The sequence below is a fragment of the Gemmobacter caeni genome (assembly GCF_003054195.1).
Lineage (GTDB): Bacteria > Pseudomonadota > Alphaproteobacteria > Rhodobacterales > Rhodobacteraceae > Gemmobacter > Gemmobacter caeni.
Window position 1 is genome coordinate 143,587 of the sequence record NZ_QBKP01000010.1, and the last position, 16,571, is coordinate 160,157.

Annotated in this window: 17 protein-coding genes; 9 read left to right on the forward strand and 8 right to left on the reverse strand. The window is 66.6% G+C overall.

Translation table 11 applies throughout. The features are described from left to right. Positions 1 to 2: 2 nt before the first annotated feature. From ahbB (C8N34_RS16100) to C8N34_RS16130, 7 genes are all read right to left on the reverse strand, one after another. On the reverse strand, positions 3 to 488 hold the full coding sequence (gene ahbB, locus C8N34_RS16100) for a siroheme decarboxylase subunit beta (RefSeq protein WP_054302187.1): 486 nt from the start codon (positions 486 to 488) through the stop codon (positions 3 to 5). Further along, a complete protein-coding gene (locus C8N34_RS16105) occupies positions 485 to 955 on the reverse strand; it encodes an Lrp/AsnC family transcriptional regulator (RefSeq protein ID WP_108129635.1) in 471 nt (156 codons plus the stop codon). The genes ahbB (C8N34_RS16100) and C8N34_RS16105 overlap by 4 nt, the downstream gene beginning before the upstream one ends. After that, a complete protein-coding gene (ahbB, locus tag C8N34_RS16110; RefSeq protein WP_108129636.1) occupies positions 955 to 1,923 on the reverse strand; it encodes a siroheme decarboxylase subunit beta in 969 nt (322 codons plus the stop codon). Before ahbB (C8N34_RS16110) ends, C8N34_RS16105 begins: the two co-directional genes overlap by 1 nt. Before the next feature lie 2 nt (positions 1,924 to 1,925). Beyond that, positions 1,926 to 3,065: a cytochrome D1 domain-containing protein gene (locus C8N34_RS16115; RefSeq protein WP_108129637.1), complete on the reverse strand. Its 1,140-nt coding sequence runs from the start codon at positions 3,063 to 3,065 to the stop codon at positions 1,926 to 1,928. After that, positions 3,062 to 3,379: a c-type cytochrome gene (locus C8N34_RS16120; protein ID WP_108129638.1), complete on the reverse strand. Its 318-nt coding sequence runs from the start codon at positions 3,377 to 3,379 to the stop codon at positions 3,062 to 3,064. The genes C8N34_RS16115 and C8N34_RS16120 overlap by 4 nt, the downstream gene beginning before the upstream one ends. Beyond that, positions 3,372 to 4,154: a uroporphyrinogen-III C-methyltransferase gene (gene cobA, locus C8N34_RS16125; RefSeq protein ID WP_108129639.1), complete on the reverse strand. Its 783-nt coding sequence runs from the start codon at positions 4,152 to 4,154 to the stop codon at positions 3,372 to 3,374. Before cobA ends, C8N34_RS16120 begins: the two co-directional genes overlap by 8 nt. Before the next feature lie 104 nt (positions 4,155 to 4,258). Next, entirely contained in the window at positions 4,259 to 6,022 is a 1,764-nt protein-coding gene (locus tag C8N34_RS16130) for a nitrite reductase (protein WP_108129640.1), read from the reverse strand. Positions 6,023 to 6,164: 142 nt separating this feature from the next. On the opposite strand from C8N34_RS16130, the gene C8N34_RS16135 reads away from it, so the two are divergent. From C8N34_RS16135 to C8N34_RS16175, 9 genes are all read left to right on the forward strand, one after another. Continuing rightward, a complete protein-coding gene (locus tag C8N34_RS16135; RefSeq protein WP_108129641.1) occupies positions 6,165 to 8,147 on the forward strand; it encodes a NosR/NirI family protein in 1,983 nt (660 codons plus the stop codon). Then, positions 8,144 to 9,343: an NnrS family protein gene (locus C8N34_RS16140; RefSeq protein WP_108129642.1), complete on the forward strand. Its 1,200-nt coding sequence runs from the start codon at positions 8,144 to 8,146 to the stop codon at positions 9,341 to 9,343. The genes C8N34_RS16135 and C8N34_RS16140 overlap by 4 nt, the downstream gene beginning before the upstream one ends. After that, positions 9,298 to 10,209, forward strand: a complete 912-nt coding sequence (locus C8N34_RS16145) for an FAD:protein FMN transferase (protein WP_242013828.1) — start codon at positions 9,298 to 9,300, stop codon at positions 10,207 to 10,209. Before C8N34_RS16140 ends, C8N34_RS16145 begins: the two co-directional genes overlap by 46 nt. A 95-nt stretch (positions 10,210 to 10,304) precedes the next feature. Then, positions 10,305 to 10,760, forward strand: coding sequence for a c-type cytochrome (locus C8N34_RS16150; RefSeq protein ID WP_108129643.1), 456 nt, complete (start codon positions 10,305 to 10,307; stop codon positions 10,758 to 10,760). 12 nt (positions 10,761 to 10,772) lie between these two features. Further along, complete coding sequence (locus C8N34_RS16155; protein ID WP_108129644.1) at positions 10,773 to 12,137, forward strand: cbb3-type cytochrome c oxidase subunit I; 1,365 nt, start codon at positions 10,773 to 10,775, stop codon at positions 12,135 to 12,137. A gap of 5 nt (positions 12,138 to 12,142) precedes the next feature. Next, entirely contained in the window at positions 12,143 to 12,949 is an 807-nt protein-coding gene (locus C8N34_RS16160) for a CbbQ/NirQ/NorQ/GpvN family protein (protein ID WP_108129659.1), read from the forward strand. 8 nt (positions 12,950 to 12,957) lie between these two features. Then, on the forward strand, positions 12,958 to 14,877 hold the full coding sequence (locus C8N34_RS16165) for a nitric oxide reductase activation protein NorD (RefSeq protein ID WP_108129645.1): 1,920 nt from the start codon (positions 12,958 to 12,960) through the stop codon (positions 14,875 to 14,877). Beyond that, entirely contained in the window at positions 14,874 to 15,425 is a 552-nt protein-coding gene (locus C8N34_RS16170) for a cytochrome c oxidase subunit 3 (protein ID WP_242013827.1), read from the forward strand. Before C8N34_RS16165 ends, C8N34_RS16170 begins: the two co-directional genes overlap by 4 nt. Continuing rightward, positions 15,422 to 15,667: a cytochrome C oxidase subunit IV family protein gene (locus C8N34_RS16175; RefSeq protein ID WP_108129646.1), complete on the forward strand. Its 246-nt coding sequence runs from the start codon at positions 15,422 to 15,424 to the stop codon at positions 15,665 to 15,667. Before C8N34_RS16170 ends, C8N34_RS16175 begins: the two co-directional genes overlap by 4 nt. 5 nt (positions 15,668 to 15,672) lie before the next feature. Here the strand turns inward: C8N34_RS16175 and C8N34_RS16180 are convergent, their stop codons facing one another. Further along, positions 15,673 to 16,371, reverse strand: a complete 699-nt coding sequence (locus C8N34_RS16180; protein ID WP_108129647.1) for a Crp/Fnr family transcriptional regulator — start codon at positions 16,369 to 16,371, stop codon at positions 15,673 to 15,675. Between the last annotated feature and the right edge of the window lie 200 nt (positions 16,372 to 16,571).

The following is a 16,571-nucleotide window of genomic DNA, read 5'->3' on the forward strand; positions in this document are numbered from 1 at the left end:
GCTCAGCCCCCATCGGCAAGGCGCATCCCGGTCTTTTTCAGGATGCGGGTGGAATAGAGAATATCCTGCGCCCGGCACGCCGGGCCGAGGAGGCGGGCGATCTGCCCGCGTTTCGCCTCGACCTCGGGGCGGCTGGTGCCGTGGATCATGGCAAAGAGGTTATAGGGCCAGTCGGGCAGGCTGCGCGGGCGCAGGTAGCAATGGCTGACGAAGGGCAGGGCGCCGACTTTGGCGCCAAGCCCGGCCGCGCGGTCGTCGGCTACGTCCCAGACGCTCATGCCATTCGCCACCATGCCAAGCGCGTAATGGTTGGGCGCCAGCGCGATGCGGCGGATCACGCCCTGGGTCTGCATCCGGGTCATGCGGTCCATCACCTCGGCCTCGGTCAGATCGAGCCAGCGGGCGATTTCTGCGAAAGGATGCGGCGTCAGCGGCAGGCCGCCAGCGGTGGCCTGAAGGATGCGGCGGTCGGTGGCGTCGATGTTCATGCCTCTACCCGGAAGCCGATGAAGAATTCCTGCATCTTCGGGAAAAGATGCACGGTCAGCCCGGTTTCCGCCGCGATACCGGCGGCGGTCGATGCGATGCCCTCGGGCCTTTCGCAGGCCAGAACGAACCACATGTTCAGCCGGTGCTGGCGTTCATAATTATGCGCGACCTCGGGATGGGCATTGACCAAAGTCATGACCGCCTCGAAACGGTCCTCGGGCACGGCCATGGCACACAGGCAGAAGGCCCCGCCCATGGCTGCCGCATCGAGAAAAGGGCCGAAGCGGGTGATGGCGCCGATCTCGCGCAGGCGCGCGATGCGGGCCAGCAGGGCCTCTTCGGTCAGACCAGTTGCCGTGGCCAGTGCGGCGAACGGGGCGGTGGTGATCTCCACCCCGTCCTGAAGCCGGTTGATCAGCAGCCGGTCGGTGGTGTCCAGCGCGTCGGGGGGAAGGGTGCGGCGCATCACGCCGCCCTCCGCAGCCGGGCGCCGGTCTGTTTGAAACAGCGGGTCGAAAACAGCACGCGATAGGCCATGCCCTGCAAGGCGGGCAGGCGGGTTGCGGTCTCCAGTACCACAAGCGCCTCGGACCGGCTGCGGGCGTGGATCATGGAATAAAGCCGCCATGGCCAGAGACCGGGCACCGGCTGGCGTTCATAGGCCAGTGTCACGCCGGGATGGGCGGCGAGGGCGCGCCCCGCAGCCTCTGCCTGTTCGGGCGCGGCATCCCAGACCACCATCGCATTGGCGGTGAACCCCAATGCGCGATGGCGCACGATCACGCCCAGCCGGGTGATGATCCCGGCGGCCAGCAGTACGGCGATACGGGCGATCACCGCGCTTTCGTCGCGGCCAAGCGTCTCGGCCAGTGCGGCGAAGGGGCGCGGGGTCAGGGCCAGCCCCGCAGACAGTTCATGCAGCAGGGCACCGTCGCCGGGATGGAGTTGATAGGGCAGGGGAGGGCGGTCCGAAGGCATGGCGCACAAGCCGCCGGTCAGCCGGAACCCAAGGTCGATGTTGAAGGGCCGCACCAGCCGCAGGTCGAGCAATTGCAGCCCTGATGCGATGTGAAGCCTGTCCAGAAGTGCCCCAAGGTCATCCCGGTCGGCGGCGGTGGCGACGAACCAGAGGTTCCAGTCGGCCTCGCGCAGATAGGAATGATTCACCCCCGGCTCTGCTCCGACCAGGGCCGCGATGTCCTCGATCTGATCCTCCGGCACCGCCATGGCGGCAAGGGTCGAGGCCCCTGCCGTGTTGGGGCGCACGGTGCCGCCGACCCGTGCCACCTTTCCGTTGTCCCGCAACCGGATCAGCCGGTCGACTACCGCACTTTCGGTCAGGCGAAGGGCCGCGCCGATCACCGCAAAGGGCTGCGGGCAAAGCGGCAGGTCCCGTTGAAACTCGTCCAGCAGGCGCAGGTCCAGATCGTCCATGGTTACAACCCCGGCCGATGCGCACGCGCAGTGAAGAAGATGCCCGAGGGTGCCTTGGCCGCGATCTCGGCCAGTTTTTCACGGGTATGGGTGTCGTAGATCCGCACCTTGTCGTCATCCCGCGCGCTGATCCAGACCTCGGCGCCGCGTGGCGCGAATTCCATATGCAGCACGGCCTTGCCGGGGGTCAGCGTGGCGACGACCTTGTGGTCGCGGCTGTCGATCACCTGCACGGTATCGTTCAGGGGTGTTGCGAAGTTCACCCAGACATAGGGCGAGGCCGGTTGCGCGATGATGAACACCGGCTGGCCATGCACAGGGGTCGCGCCCCGGTCGGCATGGGTTTCGCTGTCCACCCACAAAACCTCGTGCCGCCCAACGGCGGGCAGGGCGAACTGGCCTTCCGTGAAGGCCCAGCCTTGCAGATGCGGCATCTTGTAGACCGGCATGTCCGCACCGGTCTTGCCGTAATCGGTCAGGAACTTCTGCGGCGGGGTTTCCGGCGACCACAGGTCATAGGACATGACGCCCTTTTCACCGAAGAGGCCCACCAGATAGGTATGCGCATCTGCCGTCAGCACCGCGTCGAACGGGTTGACCCCGGCGATGCCCAGCGAGGTCACCACCGGCGCGGCACCCGAGAAATCGCCCATGAACACCTCGCCGGTGTCCCAGACCGCCCAGGCGAAGCGGCGGCCGGGCAGGTCGACCAGACCGATGGTCTTGCCGGCGGACGGGATGTCGGCCACAGGCGCCAAGGTTTCGGCGTCAAACACCTTCACCCCGCCGGGTTCGTAATTCGACACCGCGACCAGCCTGCCGTCGTCGGAAATGGCGCCGCCGATGGAGTTTCCGGCCTGCATGGTGCGCGCCACCACCTTGCGGTCGATCAGGTCAACCTTGCTCAGCCCGCCGTCGCGGCCGAAAACATAGGCGAAGCGTTCGTCGGGGCTGTAGGTCAGCGAGGCATGCGAGAGATCGCCCAGCCCCTCGATCCGCGTCAACGCCGCGCGGTCGGACCGATCCACCAGCAGGAGGCTGCCGCTGGCGCGTTCGACCACAAGGCCAAGGTCGCCAGTCGCCTGCGCCAGCGCGGGCAGCGGCAGAAGGGTCAGCAGGGCAAGGGCAAGCGCGCGTTTCATCTTTGGTCCTTCGTGGTCAGATAGTCGGCGATCCAGCGCGCCTCTTCCTCGGTCAGAAGCGGGCGCCAGGGCGGCATGGCGGTGCCGGGCACACCGTCGAGGATGATGGCGGTCAGTGTGGCAGGATCGGCCCCGGCCAGCGCCTCGGTCGTCAGCGGGCGGCCAAGCCCGCCTTTCAGCGTCAGCCCGTGGCATGATCCGCAATCCTGCGTGACCATGTGCTCCAGCCACAAGGTCTGTTCCGGCGTGATCTCTGCCATCGCCATGCCGGGCAGGACCAGCAGGACCAGAAGGAGCAGGACGAGCCTAGGCATGGGCCACCTGAAGCGCGGCACCGGGCAGCGGCGCGTAGAGCGAGACGACGCGGCCGATGATGAACAGCAGCGGCACGCCCGGCTCGGCGTCCGCGACGGCGGTTGCGATGTCGGCAAGGGTAGACAGCACCCGCCGTTCGCGGGGCGTGGTCGCGGCGGCAATGGCCAGCACCGGCAGATCGGCAGGCAGTCCCTGTGCCACCAGTCGCGCCGAAATCTCGGCCATGGTCGCGGCGCCCATATAGACCACCAGCGTGGTCTCTGGACTGGCGAGCGAGGCCCAGTCCAGATCCAGCGCGACATCCCTCGCGCGGTGGCCGGTGACATAGCGCACGCCGGTGGCAAGCCCCCGGTGCGTCAGTGGCACGCCGGTCGCGGCGGCTGCCCCTTGCGCCGAGGTGATGCCGGGCACATGGGTGCAGCGCTGTCCGGCAGCGCGGATTGCCGCCGCCTCCTCGCTGCCGCGCCCGAAAATCAGCGGGTCGCCCCCTTTCAGCCGCACCACGCAAAGCCCCTGCGCAGCCAGATCGACCAGCAGGGCATTGATACCTTCCTGCGGCAGGCGATGATGTTTTGGTAGCTTGCCCACGTCGATGCGCCGCGTGCCGGGCGGCACCAGCGCCATGATCTCGGGGCTGACCAGACGGTCATGCACCACCACCGCGGCCTCGCGGATCAGGCGCAGCGCGCGCAGCGTCAGAAGCTCCGGGTCTCCCGGACCGGCGCCGACAAGATGCACGATTCCGCCGGGCTGTAAGGGGGCAAGGTCTTTCATGGCTGTCGGTCCCGACTGGCTGTGACAGGAACAGAAGGGCGCAGATGCGCCCCTCCGGGTGCCCCGCGGCCTGGGGAGCCGCGGGGCGTGAACACGCGAAAGGATCAGTAAATGTCCTTCTGCGTGTTCAGCACGTTGAACTTGCCCGTCGGCGTGATCAGACGCGGGTCCTTGATCACCGTCTTCAGCTCCAGCGTCTTGTCATCGACGACGACAATCGCGCTTTCCTTGTCCTTCGCGTTCCAGACGCTGAACCAGACCTCGGTGCCTTCCTTGTTGAACTCCGGCTGCACCACGCGCGGCTGTCCATCCGCGATCCCGGCCCATTCGCCGATCGGCAGTGTCCTGAACTCCGGGTCCACCGCCGGATCGCCCCCCATGGCGGGGATGTCGAACACCGCCACATTGGCTGACACTTCGGCATCCGGGTTCAGCGGCGCATCGACATAAAGATGCGTGCTGTTCGGATGGGTCTTGATGAACAGCGAGCCGCCGCCAAGTGCGAAGAAGTTGTCGACGATCTTCCAGGCCTGATCGGGATGGCCCTCCGGGTCGGTGCCGATCAGCGCCACGCTTTCATCGCCCAGGTGCGAGGTCGCCCAGACCGGCCCATAGACCGGGTGGGTGAAGTTCGCGCCGCGCCCCGGGTGCGGGGTCTGACCGCCGGTTTCGATCAGCGCGGTCAGCTTGTCTTCCTTGGTGTCCACCACCGCGATCTTGCCGCGCTGGTTGGCCGCCACGAGGAAATAGCGATGCGTGCTGTCAAACCCGCCATCGTGCAGGAAGCGTTCTGCCTCGATCTCCACCGTCTTGAGGTTCTTGAGGTCGGTGTAATCGACGAACAGGATCTTGCCCGTCTCTTTCACATTCACGATGAATTCCGGCTTGTAATGGCTGGCCAGAATCGATGCGACGCGGGGTTCGGGGTGATAGACCTGCTCGTCATAGATATTGCCGCGGGTTGAGACGATCTTCAGCGGCTCCAGTGTTTCGCCATCCATGATCACATATTGCGGCGGCCAGTAGGCGCCAGCGATGGCCAGCTTGTCTTCCCAGCCCTCGAATTTTGAGGTCTCGACCGATCGCGCCTCGATGCCGATCTTGATCTGTGCAACAGAGGCCGGTTCCTTCATCCAGAGGTCAATCATGTTGACCAGACCGTCGCGACCGATCACGAACAGATACCGCCCCGAGGCCGAGATGCGGCTGATATGCACGGCATAGCCAGTGTCGATCACCGCGCGGATATCGTAGGTGCCGCCGTCGATCAGCGCGATCTGGCCCGCATCGCGCAGCGTGACCGACATCAGGTTCTCGATGTCGATGTTGTTTTCCTTCTGCTTTGGCCGGTCCTCGGGCTTCACCAGCACCTGCCAGCTCCCCTTCATCTCCGGCATGCCCCATTCCGGCGGGGCGGGCGGTTCCAGCAGAAGGTAACGGGCCATCAGGTCAACATCCGCCTCGCTGAGTTCGCCCGAGGTGCCCCAGTTCGGCATCCCGGCGGGCGAGCCGTAGGTGATGAAGCTGTGCAGATAGTCGTAGCCGTTTTCGCGCGTGATATCGGTGGTCAGCGGCTTGCCGGTCGCCCCCTTGCGCAGCACGCCATGGCAGCCTGCGCAACGTTCGAAATAGATCTGTGTCGCTTTCTGGAACTCCTCCTGCGTCATCACAGGATCATCGGGCTTGCGGCCCGGGATCTCGACCTTGAGCTGGCCGAGGGTGGTCATCGAGGGTTCATAGGCGGCGGCAGGTCCGTCTGCATGCTCCTTTGGCTTGTCCTGCGCCTGGGCGGGGGCAACCATCAGCCCGAGGGCGAGGGCGGCACTGGTCCACAGAAGCGTCCTGGCTCGGGTGGCTCGGCGGGTCATGGGAATCTCTCCGTTCAGCTGGTGAGGCTGGGCACACATTCCCGTGATCGGCGGCCGGAGGCTTTGACTTTGGTTAAGGCCGCGACGTTCCCGCGCAGGCAGGGTGCGGGACGAACCGGAGGATGCCCCGGACGGGACCGCCATGCGACAGCTCCTTCTTGCCCTGCTTGTTCTGTTCTGCGCGGGTCTGGCCCGTGCGGAAGACGCGCCGACGCCGGACGAGGCTGCAGCCCTGACCGGCGTGACCGGCCCGCTCATCCTGCGCCGGATCGACGAGGGCGTGCCGGGATGGGAGGTCTATGCAGGCGACATGCTGCTGGCGCATCTTGGTTCCACATCGGAAATTGCGGGGTCGGTGGGCTATTCCGGGCGGCCGCTGGATGTGCGGGTTGCGCTGTCACCCAAGGGGGTGATCCTCGGTGCGCGGCTGGTCAGGCATGACGAACCCGTACTGACGCTGGGGATTTCGGATGCCGACATCGCCCGATATGTCAGCGGCTTCGCCGGGCTCGATCTGGCCGCGCCGGTAGCGCCAGAAGCGCCGGATATCATCAGCCGCGCCACGGTTTCCACCGGGGTTATCCGCGACGGCATCCTGCGCACCGCGCGCACCCTTGCGGTGGGGCGCGGCGTCATTGCGGGCGGCGCCATCGACCGGCTGAGTTTCGCCCCGGCGGATTGGCGGCAACTTTTGACCACCGGCGCGGTGAGCGAAACGCGTATCGGTATGACCGAGGCGGCGGTGGCGCTGGCCGGTGCCAGGGTGCCGGTCCCGCCCGGTCCCGGCGATTTCCTGCATCTCTGGGCCGGGGTGATCGACCCGCCCGCCATCGGCCAGAACCTGCTGGGCCAACAGGAATTCACCCGCGCCCTGGGCGCGCTGGGGCCGGGCGAGGCGGCGCTTCTGGTCATGTCCTCTGGCCTGCAATCGCATCGCGGCACCGACTGGAAACGCTCGGGCCGGTTCGACCGGCTGACCGTGGTTCAGGGGGAAACCCGCTGGCAGCCCGGCGCGGACGGCTATCGAATGATCAAGCGGCTGACGTTGAAGGACGCCCCCGCGATGAAGGAGATCAGCCTGTTCGCCCTGCCCGCCGCCATCGACCCGACCCGCCCCTTCACGCTGGAGGTCCGCGCCAGCCGCCCGACCGCGACGGGGGGCGAGGTGGCACTGACGGCCAGCCTGCCGGTGGCGCTTCCAGCCGCTTTCATCCTGCAAGCGCCGACACCCGAGCCGCTCTGGCGCAGCATCTGGCAGGCCAAGCGGGTGCAGGCGGCAATCGTGGTGCTGATGCTTCTGGTGCTAACCGTGATCCTGTTCGCGCAGGAATGGATCACCCGACGCCCGGGCCTTTGGCGGGCAGGGCGCATCGGCTTTCTGGCTGCCACCTTTCTGGTTCTTGGCATGGGGCTGAACGGCCAGCTTTCCGTTGTGCAGGTGGTGGCCTTCGTCCATTCCCTGCTGACCGGCTTCCGGTGGGAGACCTTCCTGATCGAGCCGGTCATCTTCATCCTGTGGTCCTTTGTCGCGCTGGGGATGCTGTTCTGGGGGCGCGGGGTCTATTGCGGCTGGCTTTGCCCCTTCGGCGCCTTGCAGGAGCTGACCAATACGCTGGCGCAGCGGCTGGGTGTGAAGCAGATCGCGGTGCCGCAGGCGCTGCACGAACGGCTTTGGGTCATCAAATACACGCTGTTCGTCTCCATCCTCGCGCTGTCCTTCTATTCCATGCATGACGCGCTGCTGCTGGCCGAGGCCGAGCCGTTCAAGACCGCGATCTCGCTGCGCTTCCTGCGGACCTGGCCGTTCCTGCTGTTCGTCGCGGCGATTCTGGGGGCGGGGCTGTTCATCGAACGCTTCTACTGCCGCTATCTGTGCCCCTTGGGTGCGGGGCTGGCGATCCCGGCCAAGCTGAAGATCTTCGACTGGCTGAAGCGCCGCCCGCAATGCGGCCGCGAATGCCGGATGTGCGAGACGAAATGCACCGTCGGCGCCATCGACGCCATCGGCCGCATCAACCCCAATGAATGTGTCCTGTGCCTGCGCTGTCAGGTCATCATGAACGACGGCACGCAATGCCCGGTGCTGAAACGCCGTGCCCGTGCCACGGAAGGAGCCACACCATGAGTGCCGTGAAACGCCTGTTCTCCGAAGGCTTCCGGGTCTTTTTCCTGTCCGCCGGGCTGTTCGCCGTGCTGGCCATGGTCATCTGGACCGGCTGGCTGGCGATTCATGCAACGGGCGGGCTGGCCGATCTGCCGGTCGCCATGGCGCCGCAGCACTGGCATGCGCACGAGATGATCTTTGGCTATGGCGGCGCGGCGCTGGCCGGGTTCTTCCTGACCGCCGTGCCGAACTGGACCGGCGGCAAGGGCGCGGCGCACCGCTTCATCGCGCTGGCGGCGGCGGTCTGGCTGGCGGGGCGGCTGGCGCTGTGGGCCTCGGGCAACCTGCCGCCCGCGATGGTGGCGGTGGCGGATCTGGCCTTCGCGCCGCTGCTTGCTGTTCAGTTGCTGAGCCAGCTTCTGCGCCGCCCGCGCGGTCCGCAACTGCTGTTCGTGGCGATGCTGGCACTGTTCTGGCTGTCGAACTTGCTGGTGCATCTGGACTGGATGGGGCTGACCGGCACCGCAGGGCAGGGGCTGCGCGGCGGGCTGCTGGTGTTGGCCGGGATGATCGTTGTCATGGGCGGGCGGGTGACGCCGGGCTTTACCCGCAATGCCATGGTCGCCAGCGGGCGCGAGGATCGCCTGCCCGTCAACCCGCGCCCACTGGCGGCGGGTTCGGTCACTGCGGCCATCGCGGTGCCGGTGGGATGTCTGGCCGGTCTGCCCGAGACGCTCACCGGAGCGGTGGCGCTTCTGGCCGGGGCGTTGGCTCTGAGCCGGGTCGCGCTGTGGCGGGGGGGCTGGACCTGGCGACGGCCGATCCTCTGGACCATGCATCTGTCATATGCGCTGAATGCGTTTGGCCTTGTGCTGCTGGGGCTGGCAGGTCTGGGCTTCGGGTCCGAGATCGCGGCGCTGCATCTGCTGGCCATCGGCGGTGTCGGCGGCATGACACTGGCCATCATGTCGCGCGCGAGCCTTGGCCACAGCGGGCGCGCCCTCGTCGCGCCGCGCGGCGTGGTGCTGGCCTATGCGCTGCTGCCGTTCGCCGCCGCTCTGCGCTGGATCGGTTCGGCCTTTCCGCAGGTCTATGAACCGGCGGTGCTGACCTCCGGTGTGCTGTGGGTCATGGCCTTCACCCTGTATCTGGCAGAGTTCTGGCTGGTCTGGTGGCAACCGCGCCTGCCGCGCGCCCCGGTCGGGTCGCCACGATGAACCGCCGCCGGTTCCTGAGCATCGCCGTTGCCACTCTGGCCACGCCGCGCGGTGCGCAGGCTGCCGTCTGGGAGGGCCGCGCCTTCGGCGCTGCGGTCTCGATGCGGCTGGAAGGAGCCGATCCCGCCCGCGCCAGCCTGACATTCGACCGGCTGGTGACCGAAATCGAGCGAATGGAACAGGTCTTCAGCCTGCACCGCGACTCCGCGCTGACCCGGCTGAACCGGGATGGCCGTCTGGCCGGACCGCCGCCTGCGCTGCTGGAGGTGCTGGCGCTGGCGCGGCAGGTGCATGATCTGACCGGCGGCGCCTTCGATCCCACGGTGCAGCCGTTGTGGCAGGCTCTGGCGACAGGCGGCGACCAACAGGCTGCCCGCTCTGCCATCGGGCTGTGTCGCGTGCAGATCGACGCGCGTGAAATCCGGCTGGCCCCCGGTCAGGCGCTGACACTGAACGGCATTGCGCAGGGCTGGGCCGCCGACCACATTGCGGCGCTGTTGCGGGCCGAAGGTTATGGCCATGCGCTGATCGACATGGGCGAAATGGCCATCACCGGCCCACGCGCCGACCGCACTCCCTGGCGCGTGACCATTGCAGGGACGGAAGGGCAGGTGCTGCGCGAATTTGCGCTGCGCGGTGGCGCCATGGCCACCTCTTCGCCGCGCGGCACGCTGATCGGGGCGGGGCAGCCGCATATCGTCGGACCCCGCGCACCGCTCAGGCCGCGCTGGCAGACTGTCAGTGTCACTGCCCCGCACGCGGCGCTGGCCGATGCGCTGTCGACCGCCTTCTGCCTGATGGACCGCGCCTCCATCACCCGCACGCTGGCTGTATGTCCCGGCGCCGAAATCGCGCTTCTGGCGTGATTGTCGCATCGCCGGGTTGACTTTTGTTAAGGCCGGACACGGGCGCCTTCTTCACAGAAGGGTGACTGCAACCGCTCACGGAAGGACACCTCGCCATGCGCGAAGTCATGACCAAGAGCATGGCCCGCAATATCTTTTACGGCGGGTCACTGTTCTTCATTCTCATCTTCGTGGGTCTGACGGCCCATTCGCACTTCTACATAACCAAGACCTCGACCGACAAGGCAACGCTGACCGAAAGCGTGGCGCAGGGCAAACTGCTTTGGGAAAAGCATGCCTGCATCAATTGCCACACCCTTCTGGGCGAAGGCGCCTATTTCGCCCCGGAACTGGCCAATGTGATGACACGCTGGGGCATCGAACCCGGCGACCACGAAGGCGCATTCACCGCGCTGAAAGGCTGGATGGATGCCATGCCAACCGGCATCGAGGGCCGCCGCCAGATGCCCAACTTCGGGCTGACCGACGAGGAATACCGCCAGATCGCCGACTTCCTGCTGTGGACCAATACGATCCGCGCCCAGGACTGGCCGCCGAATGATGCGGGCTGAGGAGAGACTGCCATGAAATACCAAACGCAAAAGATCGCGCTGGCCTATTTCGTCGTCGCCATGGCGCTGTTCGCCGTGCAGGTGACCATGGGGCTGGTGCTGGGCTGGATCTACATCTCGCCCAACTTCCTGTCGGAAATCCTGCCCTTTAACGTGGGCCGGATGCTGCACACCAACAGCCTGATCGTCTGGCTGCTGCTGGGCTTCTTCGGTGCCGCCTATTACCTGATCCCGGAAGAGGCGGAACGCGAGATCCACTCGCCCAAGCTCGCCTGGCTGCAACTGGCGATCTTCGTCATCGGGACGGCGGGGGTGGTTGTCACCTATCTGTTCAACCTGTTTGACGGCAACTGGCTGCTGGGCAACGAGGGGCGCGAGTTCATCGAACAGCCGCGCTGGGTGAAGGTGGGCATCGTCGTCGCGGCGCTGATCTTCCTTTACAACATCTCGATGACCGTGCTGGCCGGACGCAAGACCGCGATCACCAATATCCTGCTTCTGGGGCTGTGGGGGCTGGCGCTGCTGTTCCTGTTCGCCTTCGTGAACCCCGATAACCTCGCGCTGGACAAGATGTACTGGTGGTACATCGTCCATCTGTGGGTCGAGGGCACCTGGGAACTGGTGATGGCCTCGATCCTCGCATTCCTGATGCTGAAGCTGACGGGGGTGGACCGCGAGGTCGTCGAGAAGTGGCTTTACGTCATCGCCGCCCTTGCGCTGTTCTCGGGCATTCTTGGCACCGGACACCACTATTACTGGATCGGGACGCCGGGTTACTGGCAGTGGATCGGTTCGATCTTCTCCAGCTTCGAGGTGGCGCCGTTCTTCGCCATGATGTCCTTCGCCTTCGTCATGGTCTGGAAGGGCCGCCGCGACCATCCGAACAAGGCCGCCCTGCTGTGGAGCCTTGGCTGCGCCACGCTCGCCTTCTTCGGGGCCGGGGTCTGGGGCTTCCTGCACACGCTGCACGGGGTGAATTATTACAGCCACGGCACGCAGATCACCGCCGCGCACGGCCACCTGGCCTTCTACGGTGCCTATGTCTGCCTCAATCTGGCGATCATCACCTATGCGCTGCCGCATCTGCTGGGCCGCGACCCGTATAATCAGGTGCTGAACATGGTCAGCTTCTGGCTGATGTCGGGCGGTGTGGTGTTCATGACCTTCACGCTGACCTTCGCGGGTACGATCCAGACCCACCTGCAACGGGTGAACGGCGAGGGCTACATGGATGTGCAGGACCAGCTCTGGCTGTTCTATGCCATGCGCTTCGGCTCGGGTGTCGCGGTGGTGCTGGGGGCGGTGCTGTTCATCTATGCCGTGCTCGTGCCCCGGCGCGAGATCATCGAACGCGGCGCAAGCCAGCCGGCGGAGTGATGCAGATGGATGGATCCCATATCACGGAAGGGGCGGCGAACGCCCCTTTCTACCAGCCGCAGGGCGCGGAATGCGACATCTTCGCCGCCGCCGCCGCGCGCCGGCTGCCGGTGCTGCTGAAAGGCCCGACAGGCTGCGGCAAGACCCGGTTCGTCGCCGCCATGGCGCATCGGCTGGGCCGGCCGCTTTACACGGTCGCCTGCCATGATGATCTGTCGGCCTCGGACCTGATCGGGCGCTGGCTGCTGAAGGGCGGCGAGACGGTCTGGGTCGACGGGCCGCTGACCCGCGCCGTGCGCGAGGGCGCGATCTGCTATCTCGACGAGGTGGTGGAGGCGCGCAAGGACGTGACGGTGGTGCTGCACCCGCTGACCGATGATCGCCGCATCCTGCCGATCGACCGCACCGGCGAAGAGCTGGAGGCGCATCCCGACTTCCTGCTGGTCGCCAGCTACAACCCCGGTTACCAGAATATCCTCAAGACGCTGAAACCCTCGACCCGGCAGCGGTTCGTCGCGCTGGAATTTGGCTTCCCGCGACCGGAACACGAAATCCCGGTGGTCGCCCGTGAAAGCGGCCTGCCCGAGGATCGGGTGGCGCCGCTGGTACGGCTGGCGGGCAAGCTGCGCGCCATGAAGGGGCAGGATCTGGAGGAAGGGGTTTCCACCCGGCTGGTGATCTATTGCGCCTCGCTGATCGCCGGCGGCATGGCGACCGAGGCCGCGATCCGCGCGGCGATGATTGAACCGCTGACCGATGACCCGGATGTGAAGGCCGGGCTCCGCGATCTTGTGACGGCCGTATTCGGGTGAGGCAGGCCATGTCACGGATCGAGTTCGAGCCATGGGAACCCGAAGAAACCGTCGGGAAACTGTGGCACGCCTTTGCCAGCCGACTGGACGCTGATCCCGTCCACGATGGAGCCCGTGTCCCGCTGTCACAGGTGGGCAGGCGGCTGGCAGTCCTGTTTCGCGGCCTCGGCGGGGATGGCGCCGTCGAGATCAAGCCGGTGGCGGCGGAAACCAGCGCGCACCGGCTGAGCCTGCTGCGAAAGCTGGGCACATGGCGCGACGAAATTCCCCGCGCCAGTTTTGACGGCGCCACGTTGCGCCTGCCCGAGTCGCTTGCCATCTTCCCGGCGGCCGAGGCCAATGCGGCGCTTTACCTGTGGCTCGCGGCGGCGGCGGTGGCGCTGCAAGACCGTGCGCCGCAGGTCGCGGCCGACCCGCTGCTGGCCGATCTGGCGGCGCTGGATCTGGCGCGGCAGATGACGGAAATCGCGCTGGCCAATGCGCCGGGATTCCGCCCGCTGCACCGCGATCTGTGCGCCGCCGTATTGGCGCTGCGCCGCACGCCCACCCTGCCGCCCGCCGAGGCGGCGGTGGAAGCGCGCATCCGCGCGGCGCTTGGCGCGACGCTTGATCTGCCGCCGCTGCCCGCCCGTGCCCCGCGCGGCTATCGCCCGTTCCGGCCGGTGCCGCTCTGGCCCGATCTGCGGGCGCTGTCGCGGTCCGAGGCCACTGCTGTCGAAACCCGCGCGACCGAGGGTACGCCCGAGCTGACCGAGGAAAAGACCGCCCGCCGCGCCCGCCGCCGCAAGGCCGATCAGGCGGATCGCAAGGACAGTTTCATCCTCCACAAGTTCGAGGCGATCCTGTCGATGACCGAATTCCTCAACCTCAACCGCCGGATCGAGGAGGACGACGAGGATACCGCCGGCAAGGCCGCCGATGATCAGGAAGAGATCGGTCTGGCTCAGATTTCCAAAGCCCCGGCCACGCGGCTGAAACTGCATCTCGACCTTGCGCCCGAGGATGTGGACCGCGAGGCGCTGTCGGGCGTTACCACCTATCCCGAATGGGATGTGCGCGGCGGGGTCTATCTGCCCGCGCATGTCCGCGTGTTGCAGTCACGGGCCGAGGAAAGCCTGGCAATACCTGCGTTTCGGGACGATCCGCGCGCCGCCGCCCGCATTCGCGCCGTCCGCCGCCAGTTCGAGGCCCTGCGTCCCGGCTTCGTCTCGACGGCTGGCCACCCGGAAGGCGATGTGCTTGACACCGAACGGGCGGTGCGCGCGCGGGTCGATTTTCTGGCAACCGGCGAAGGTACAGACCGGGTCTGGCGCCAGACAAGAGCCGAACGCCGCGATCTCGCGGTGTCGATCCTGCTGGACGTCTCGCGCAGCACCGAAAGCGCGCTGCCGGGGCACGGCCATGACGGGCGCAGCGTCATCGACATCGAACGCGAGGCGCTGGCGGCGCTGGCCTGGGGGCTCGATGCCTGCGGCGACCGCTTCTCCATCCACGCCTTTTCCTCGCTCCGCCGCCAGCGGGTCTTCGTGCAGGAGGTCAAGGGTTTCTCCGAGCCGATGTCGGCCGGCACCGAACAGCGCATCGCCGGGCTGCGGCCCGGCCATTACACCCGGCTGGGCGCGGCCATCCGCCATGTCTCGGCCGGGCTGACGCGCGAGGCGCGCAAGCGGCGGCTTCTGCTGGTGCTGACCGATGGCAAGCCCAACGATCTGGACCATTACGAGGGCCGCCATGGAATCGAGGACAGTCGCAAGGCCGTGCAGGAGGCCCGCCGCGCCGGACAAGCGGTGTTCGGCATCACGGTGGATCGGGACGGCAAGGACTGGTTTCCGCGCATCTTCGGCGCGGGGGCCTATGCGGTGATCGCCGATCCCGAAAAGCTGACCCGTGCGCTGCCCGCGATTTATCGGCAGTTGGTGACGGGATGAACGCGCCGCAGGCATCCGTGCTGGACGATCTGCCCGGCGATCTGATGATGTGGGTGCTGATCCTGTCAGAACTCGCGGTGTTTGGCGCCGGTCTCTTGGGCTTTCTGGCGGTGCGGCTGACCGATCCGCCGGGCTTTGCCGAGGCGCAGGCGCATCTGCACCGCACGGGGGCGGGGATCAACACGCTGGTTCTGGTGACCTCCGGCTGGCTGGCCGCACTGGCGCTGGAGGCGGCGCGGGCGGGACGGCGTACCCGGTTGCGGGCGCTGCTGGCCGGGGCGGCACTGCTGGGTGGCGTGTTCCTGTTTCTGAAGGCGCAGGAATATGCCGATCTCTGGGCCGCCGGGCTGAGCTTTGACAGCCATGCGTTCTACACCTTCCACATGCTGCTGACCGGCTTTCACGCGGCGCATGTGCTGGCAGGGATCGTGCTGCTGGGTCTGGTTGGCTGGCTGGCCACCCCTCGCGCGGTCGAGGCGGGGGCTGCCTTCTGGCATATGGTCGATCTGGTCTGGGTGCTGCTGTTTCCGGTGGTTTACCTGATATGAGCGTCACCCGTGCCTGGGCCTGGCTGATCGCCCTCACCGCCACCTCCACCGCCGTCGCCGCGACCGGCCTTTCCGGGCGCTGGCTGGCACTGGTGGTGCTTGCGCTTGCCTGGGCCAAGGCGGAACTGATCCTGAACCGCTATCTGCATCTTGCGCAGGCCCCGAACATCGCGCGGGGATTCGCACTGGGGCTTGCGCTGTTCATGCTGGCCCTGACCGGCCTCGCGGTTGCGATTCCCTGACGGGATCAGCGCGACCAGGCCATTGCGGGGTCTTCCTCGGTATAGTTGCGCAGCGTTTCCAGATCCTCGATCCGGGCAATATTCTGCCGGATGGTGACGCCCTGTTCCTTCAGCCGTGCAAAGGCCCGGCTCAGGCTTTCCGGTTTCATCCCAAGCCGCCCGGCGATCAGCACCTTGTCATAGGGCAGCGTCACCTCGCAGGCGCCGGCCGGGCAGGGTGCAAGCTCCAGCAGGAATTCTGCCACCCGCTGCGCGCCGGTCCGGGCCTTGAGCTGTTCGACCTGCGCCACAAGGCTGTGCAGATGGGTAAAGGTCGCCGACAGGATCGAGATGGCGACTTCCGGGTTGTTGCGGATCTGGCGCAGAAAGCTGTCGGCCTCGATGCGGATCAGCGTGCAGTCGGTGACCGCCTCCGCCGCGACCGGATAGGTGTCACTGCGAAAGGCCACCGCCTCGCCGAAGGATTCGCCATTGGTGAACACGCCCACCACCGCCTCGGCGCCATTTGGCGCGATGCGGTAGAGCTTGATCCAGCCTTCGGCCACAATATAGATCGCGCTGGCGCGTTCGCCTTGCAGGAAGATCGTGCCGCCGCGCGGGAACTGGCGTATCCGTGCTTCCTCCAGCACCGATTGCACGACAGGTTCGGGCGCCGAGGCGAGCAGGATCGAGGCTTTGGCAAGCGCGACATGTTCGGATTTCATGGGGTATCCTTCGGCAGGGCGGGCCGTTCCGCCCGCTGTGCCAGACCTTACCGGCTTCGCCTGGCCGAAACCACCCATCGTGGCCCCAAAACCAGCACTTGCCGCGGTACTGTCGCAAACTTTCGACTTTCGGGGCGCGCATGATATTCCAGCGTTGTAAGGGAGTTGGTGAGAGGCGATTGGCGTGATCGAGTTCAAGG

Excerpts from the sequence above, each read along its gene's own strand:
- ahbB (WP_054302187.1), bottom strand. The coding sequence starts at position 488 with ATGAACATCGACGCCACCGACCGCCGCATCCTTCAGGCCACCGCTGGC.
- C8N34_RS16105 (WP_108129635.1), bottom strand. The coding sequence starts at position 955 with ATGCGCCGCACCCTTCCCCCCGACGCGCTGGACACCACCGACCGGCTG.
- ahbB (WP_108129636.1), bottom strand. The coding sequence starts at position 1,923 with ATGGACGATCTGGACCTGCGCCTGCTGGACGAGTTTCAACGGGACCTG.
- C8N34_RS16115 (WP_108129637.1), bottom strand. The coding sequence starts at position 3,065 with ATGAAACGCGCGCTTGCCCTTGCCCTGCTGACCCTTCTGCCGCTGCCC.
- C8N34_RS16120 (WP_108129638.1), bottom strand. The coding sequence starts at position 3,379 with ATGCCTAGGCTCGTCCTGCTCCTTCTGGTCCTGCTGGTCCTGCCCGGC.
- cobA (WP_108129639.1), bottom strand. The coding sequence starts at position 4,154 with ATGAAAGACCTTGCCCCCTTACAGCCCGGCGGAATCGTGCATCTTGTC.
- C8N34_RS16130 (WP_108129640.1), bottom strand. The coding sequence starts at position 6,022 with ATGACCCGCCGAGCCACCCGAGCCAGGACGCTTCTGTGGACCAGTGCC.
- C8N34_RS16135 (WP_108129641.1), top strand. The coding sequence starts at position 6,165 with ATGCGACAGCTCCTTCTTGCCCTGCTTGTTCTGTTCTGCGCGGGTCTG.
- C8N34_RS16140 (WP_108129642.1), top strand. The coding sequence starts at position 8,144 with ATGAGTGCCGTGAAACGCCTGTTCTCCGAAGGCTTCCGGGTCTTTTTC.
- C8N34_RS16150 (WP_108129643.1), top strand. The coding sequence starts at position 10,305 with ATGCGCGAAGTCATGACCAAGAGCATGGCCCGCAATATCTTTTACGGC.
- C8N34_RS16155 (WP_108129644.1), top strand. The coding sequence starts at position 10,773 with ATGAAATACCAAACGCAAAAGATCGCGCTGGCCTATTTCGTCGTCGCC.
- C8N34_RS16160 (WP_108129659.1), top strand. The coding sequence starts at position 12,143 with ATGGATGGATCCCATATCACGGAAGGGGCGGCGAACGCCCCTTTCTAC.
- C8N34_RS16165 (WP_108129645.1), top strand. The coding sequence starts at position 12,958 with ATGTCACGGATCGAGTTCGAGCCATGGGAACCCGAAGAAACCGTCGGG.
- C8N34_RS16170 (WP_242013827.1), top strand. The coding sequence starts at position 14,874 with ATGAACGCGCCGCAGGCATCCGTGCTGGACGATCTGCCCGGCGATCTG.
- C8N34_RS16175 (WP_108129646.1), top strand. The coding sequence starts at position 15,422 with ATGAGCGTCACCCGTGCCTGGGCCTGGCTGATCGCCCTCACCGCCACC.
- C8N34_RS16180 (WP_108129647.1), bottom strand. The coding sequence starts at position 16,371 with ATGAAATCCGAACATGTCGCGCTTGCCAAAGCCTCGATCCTGCTCGCC.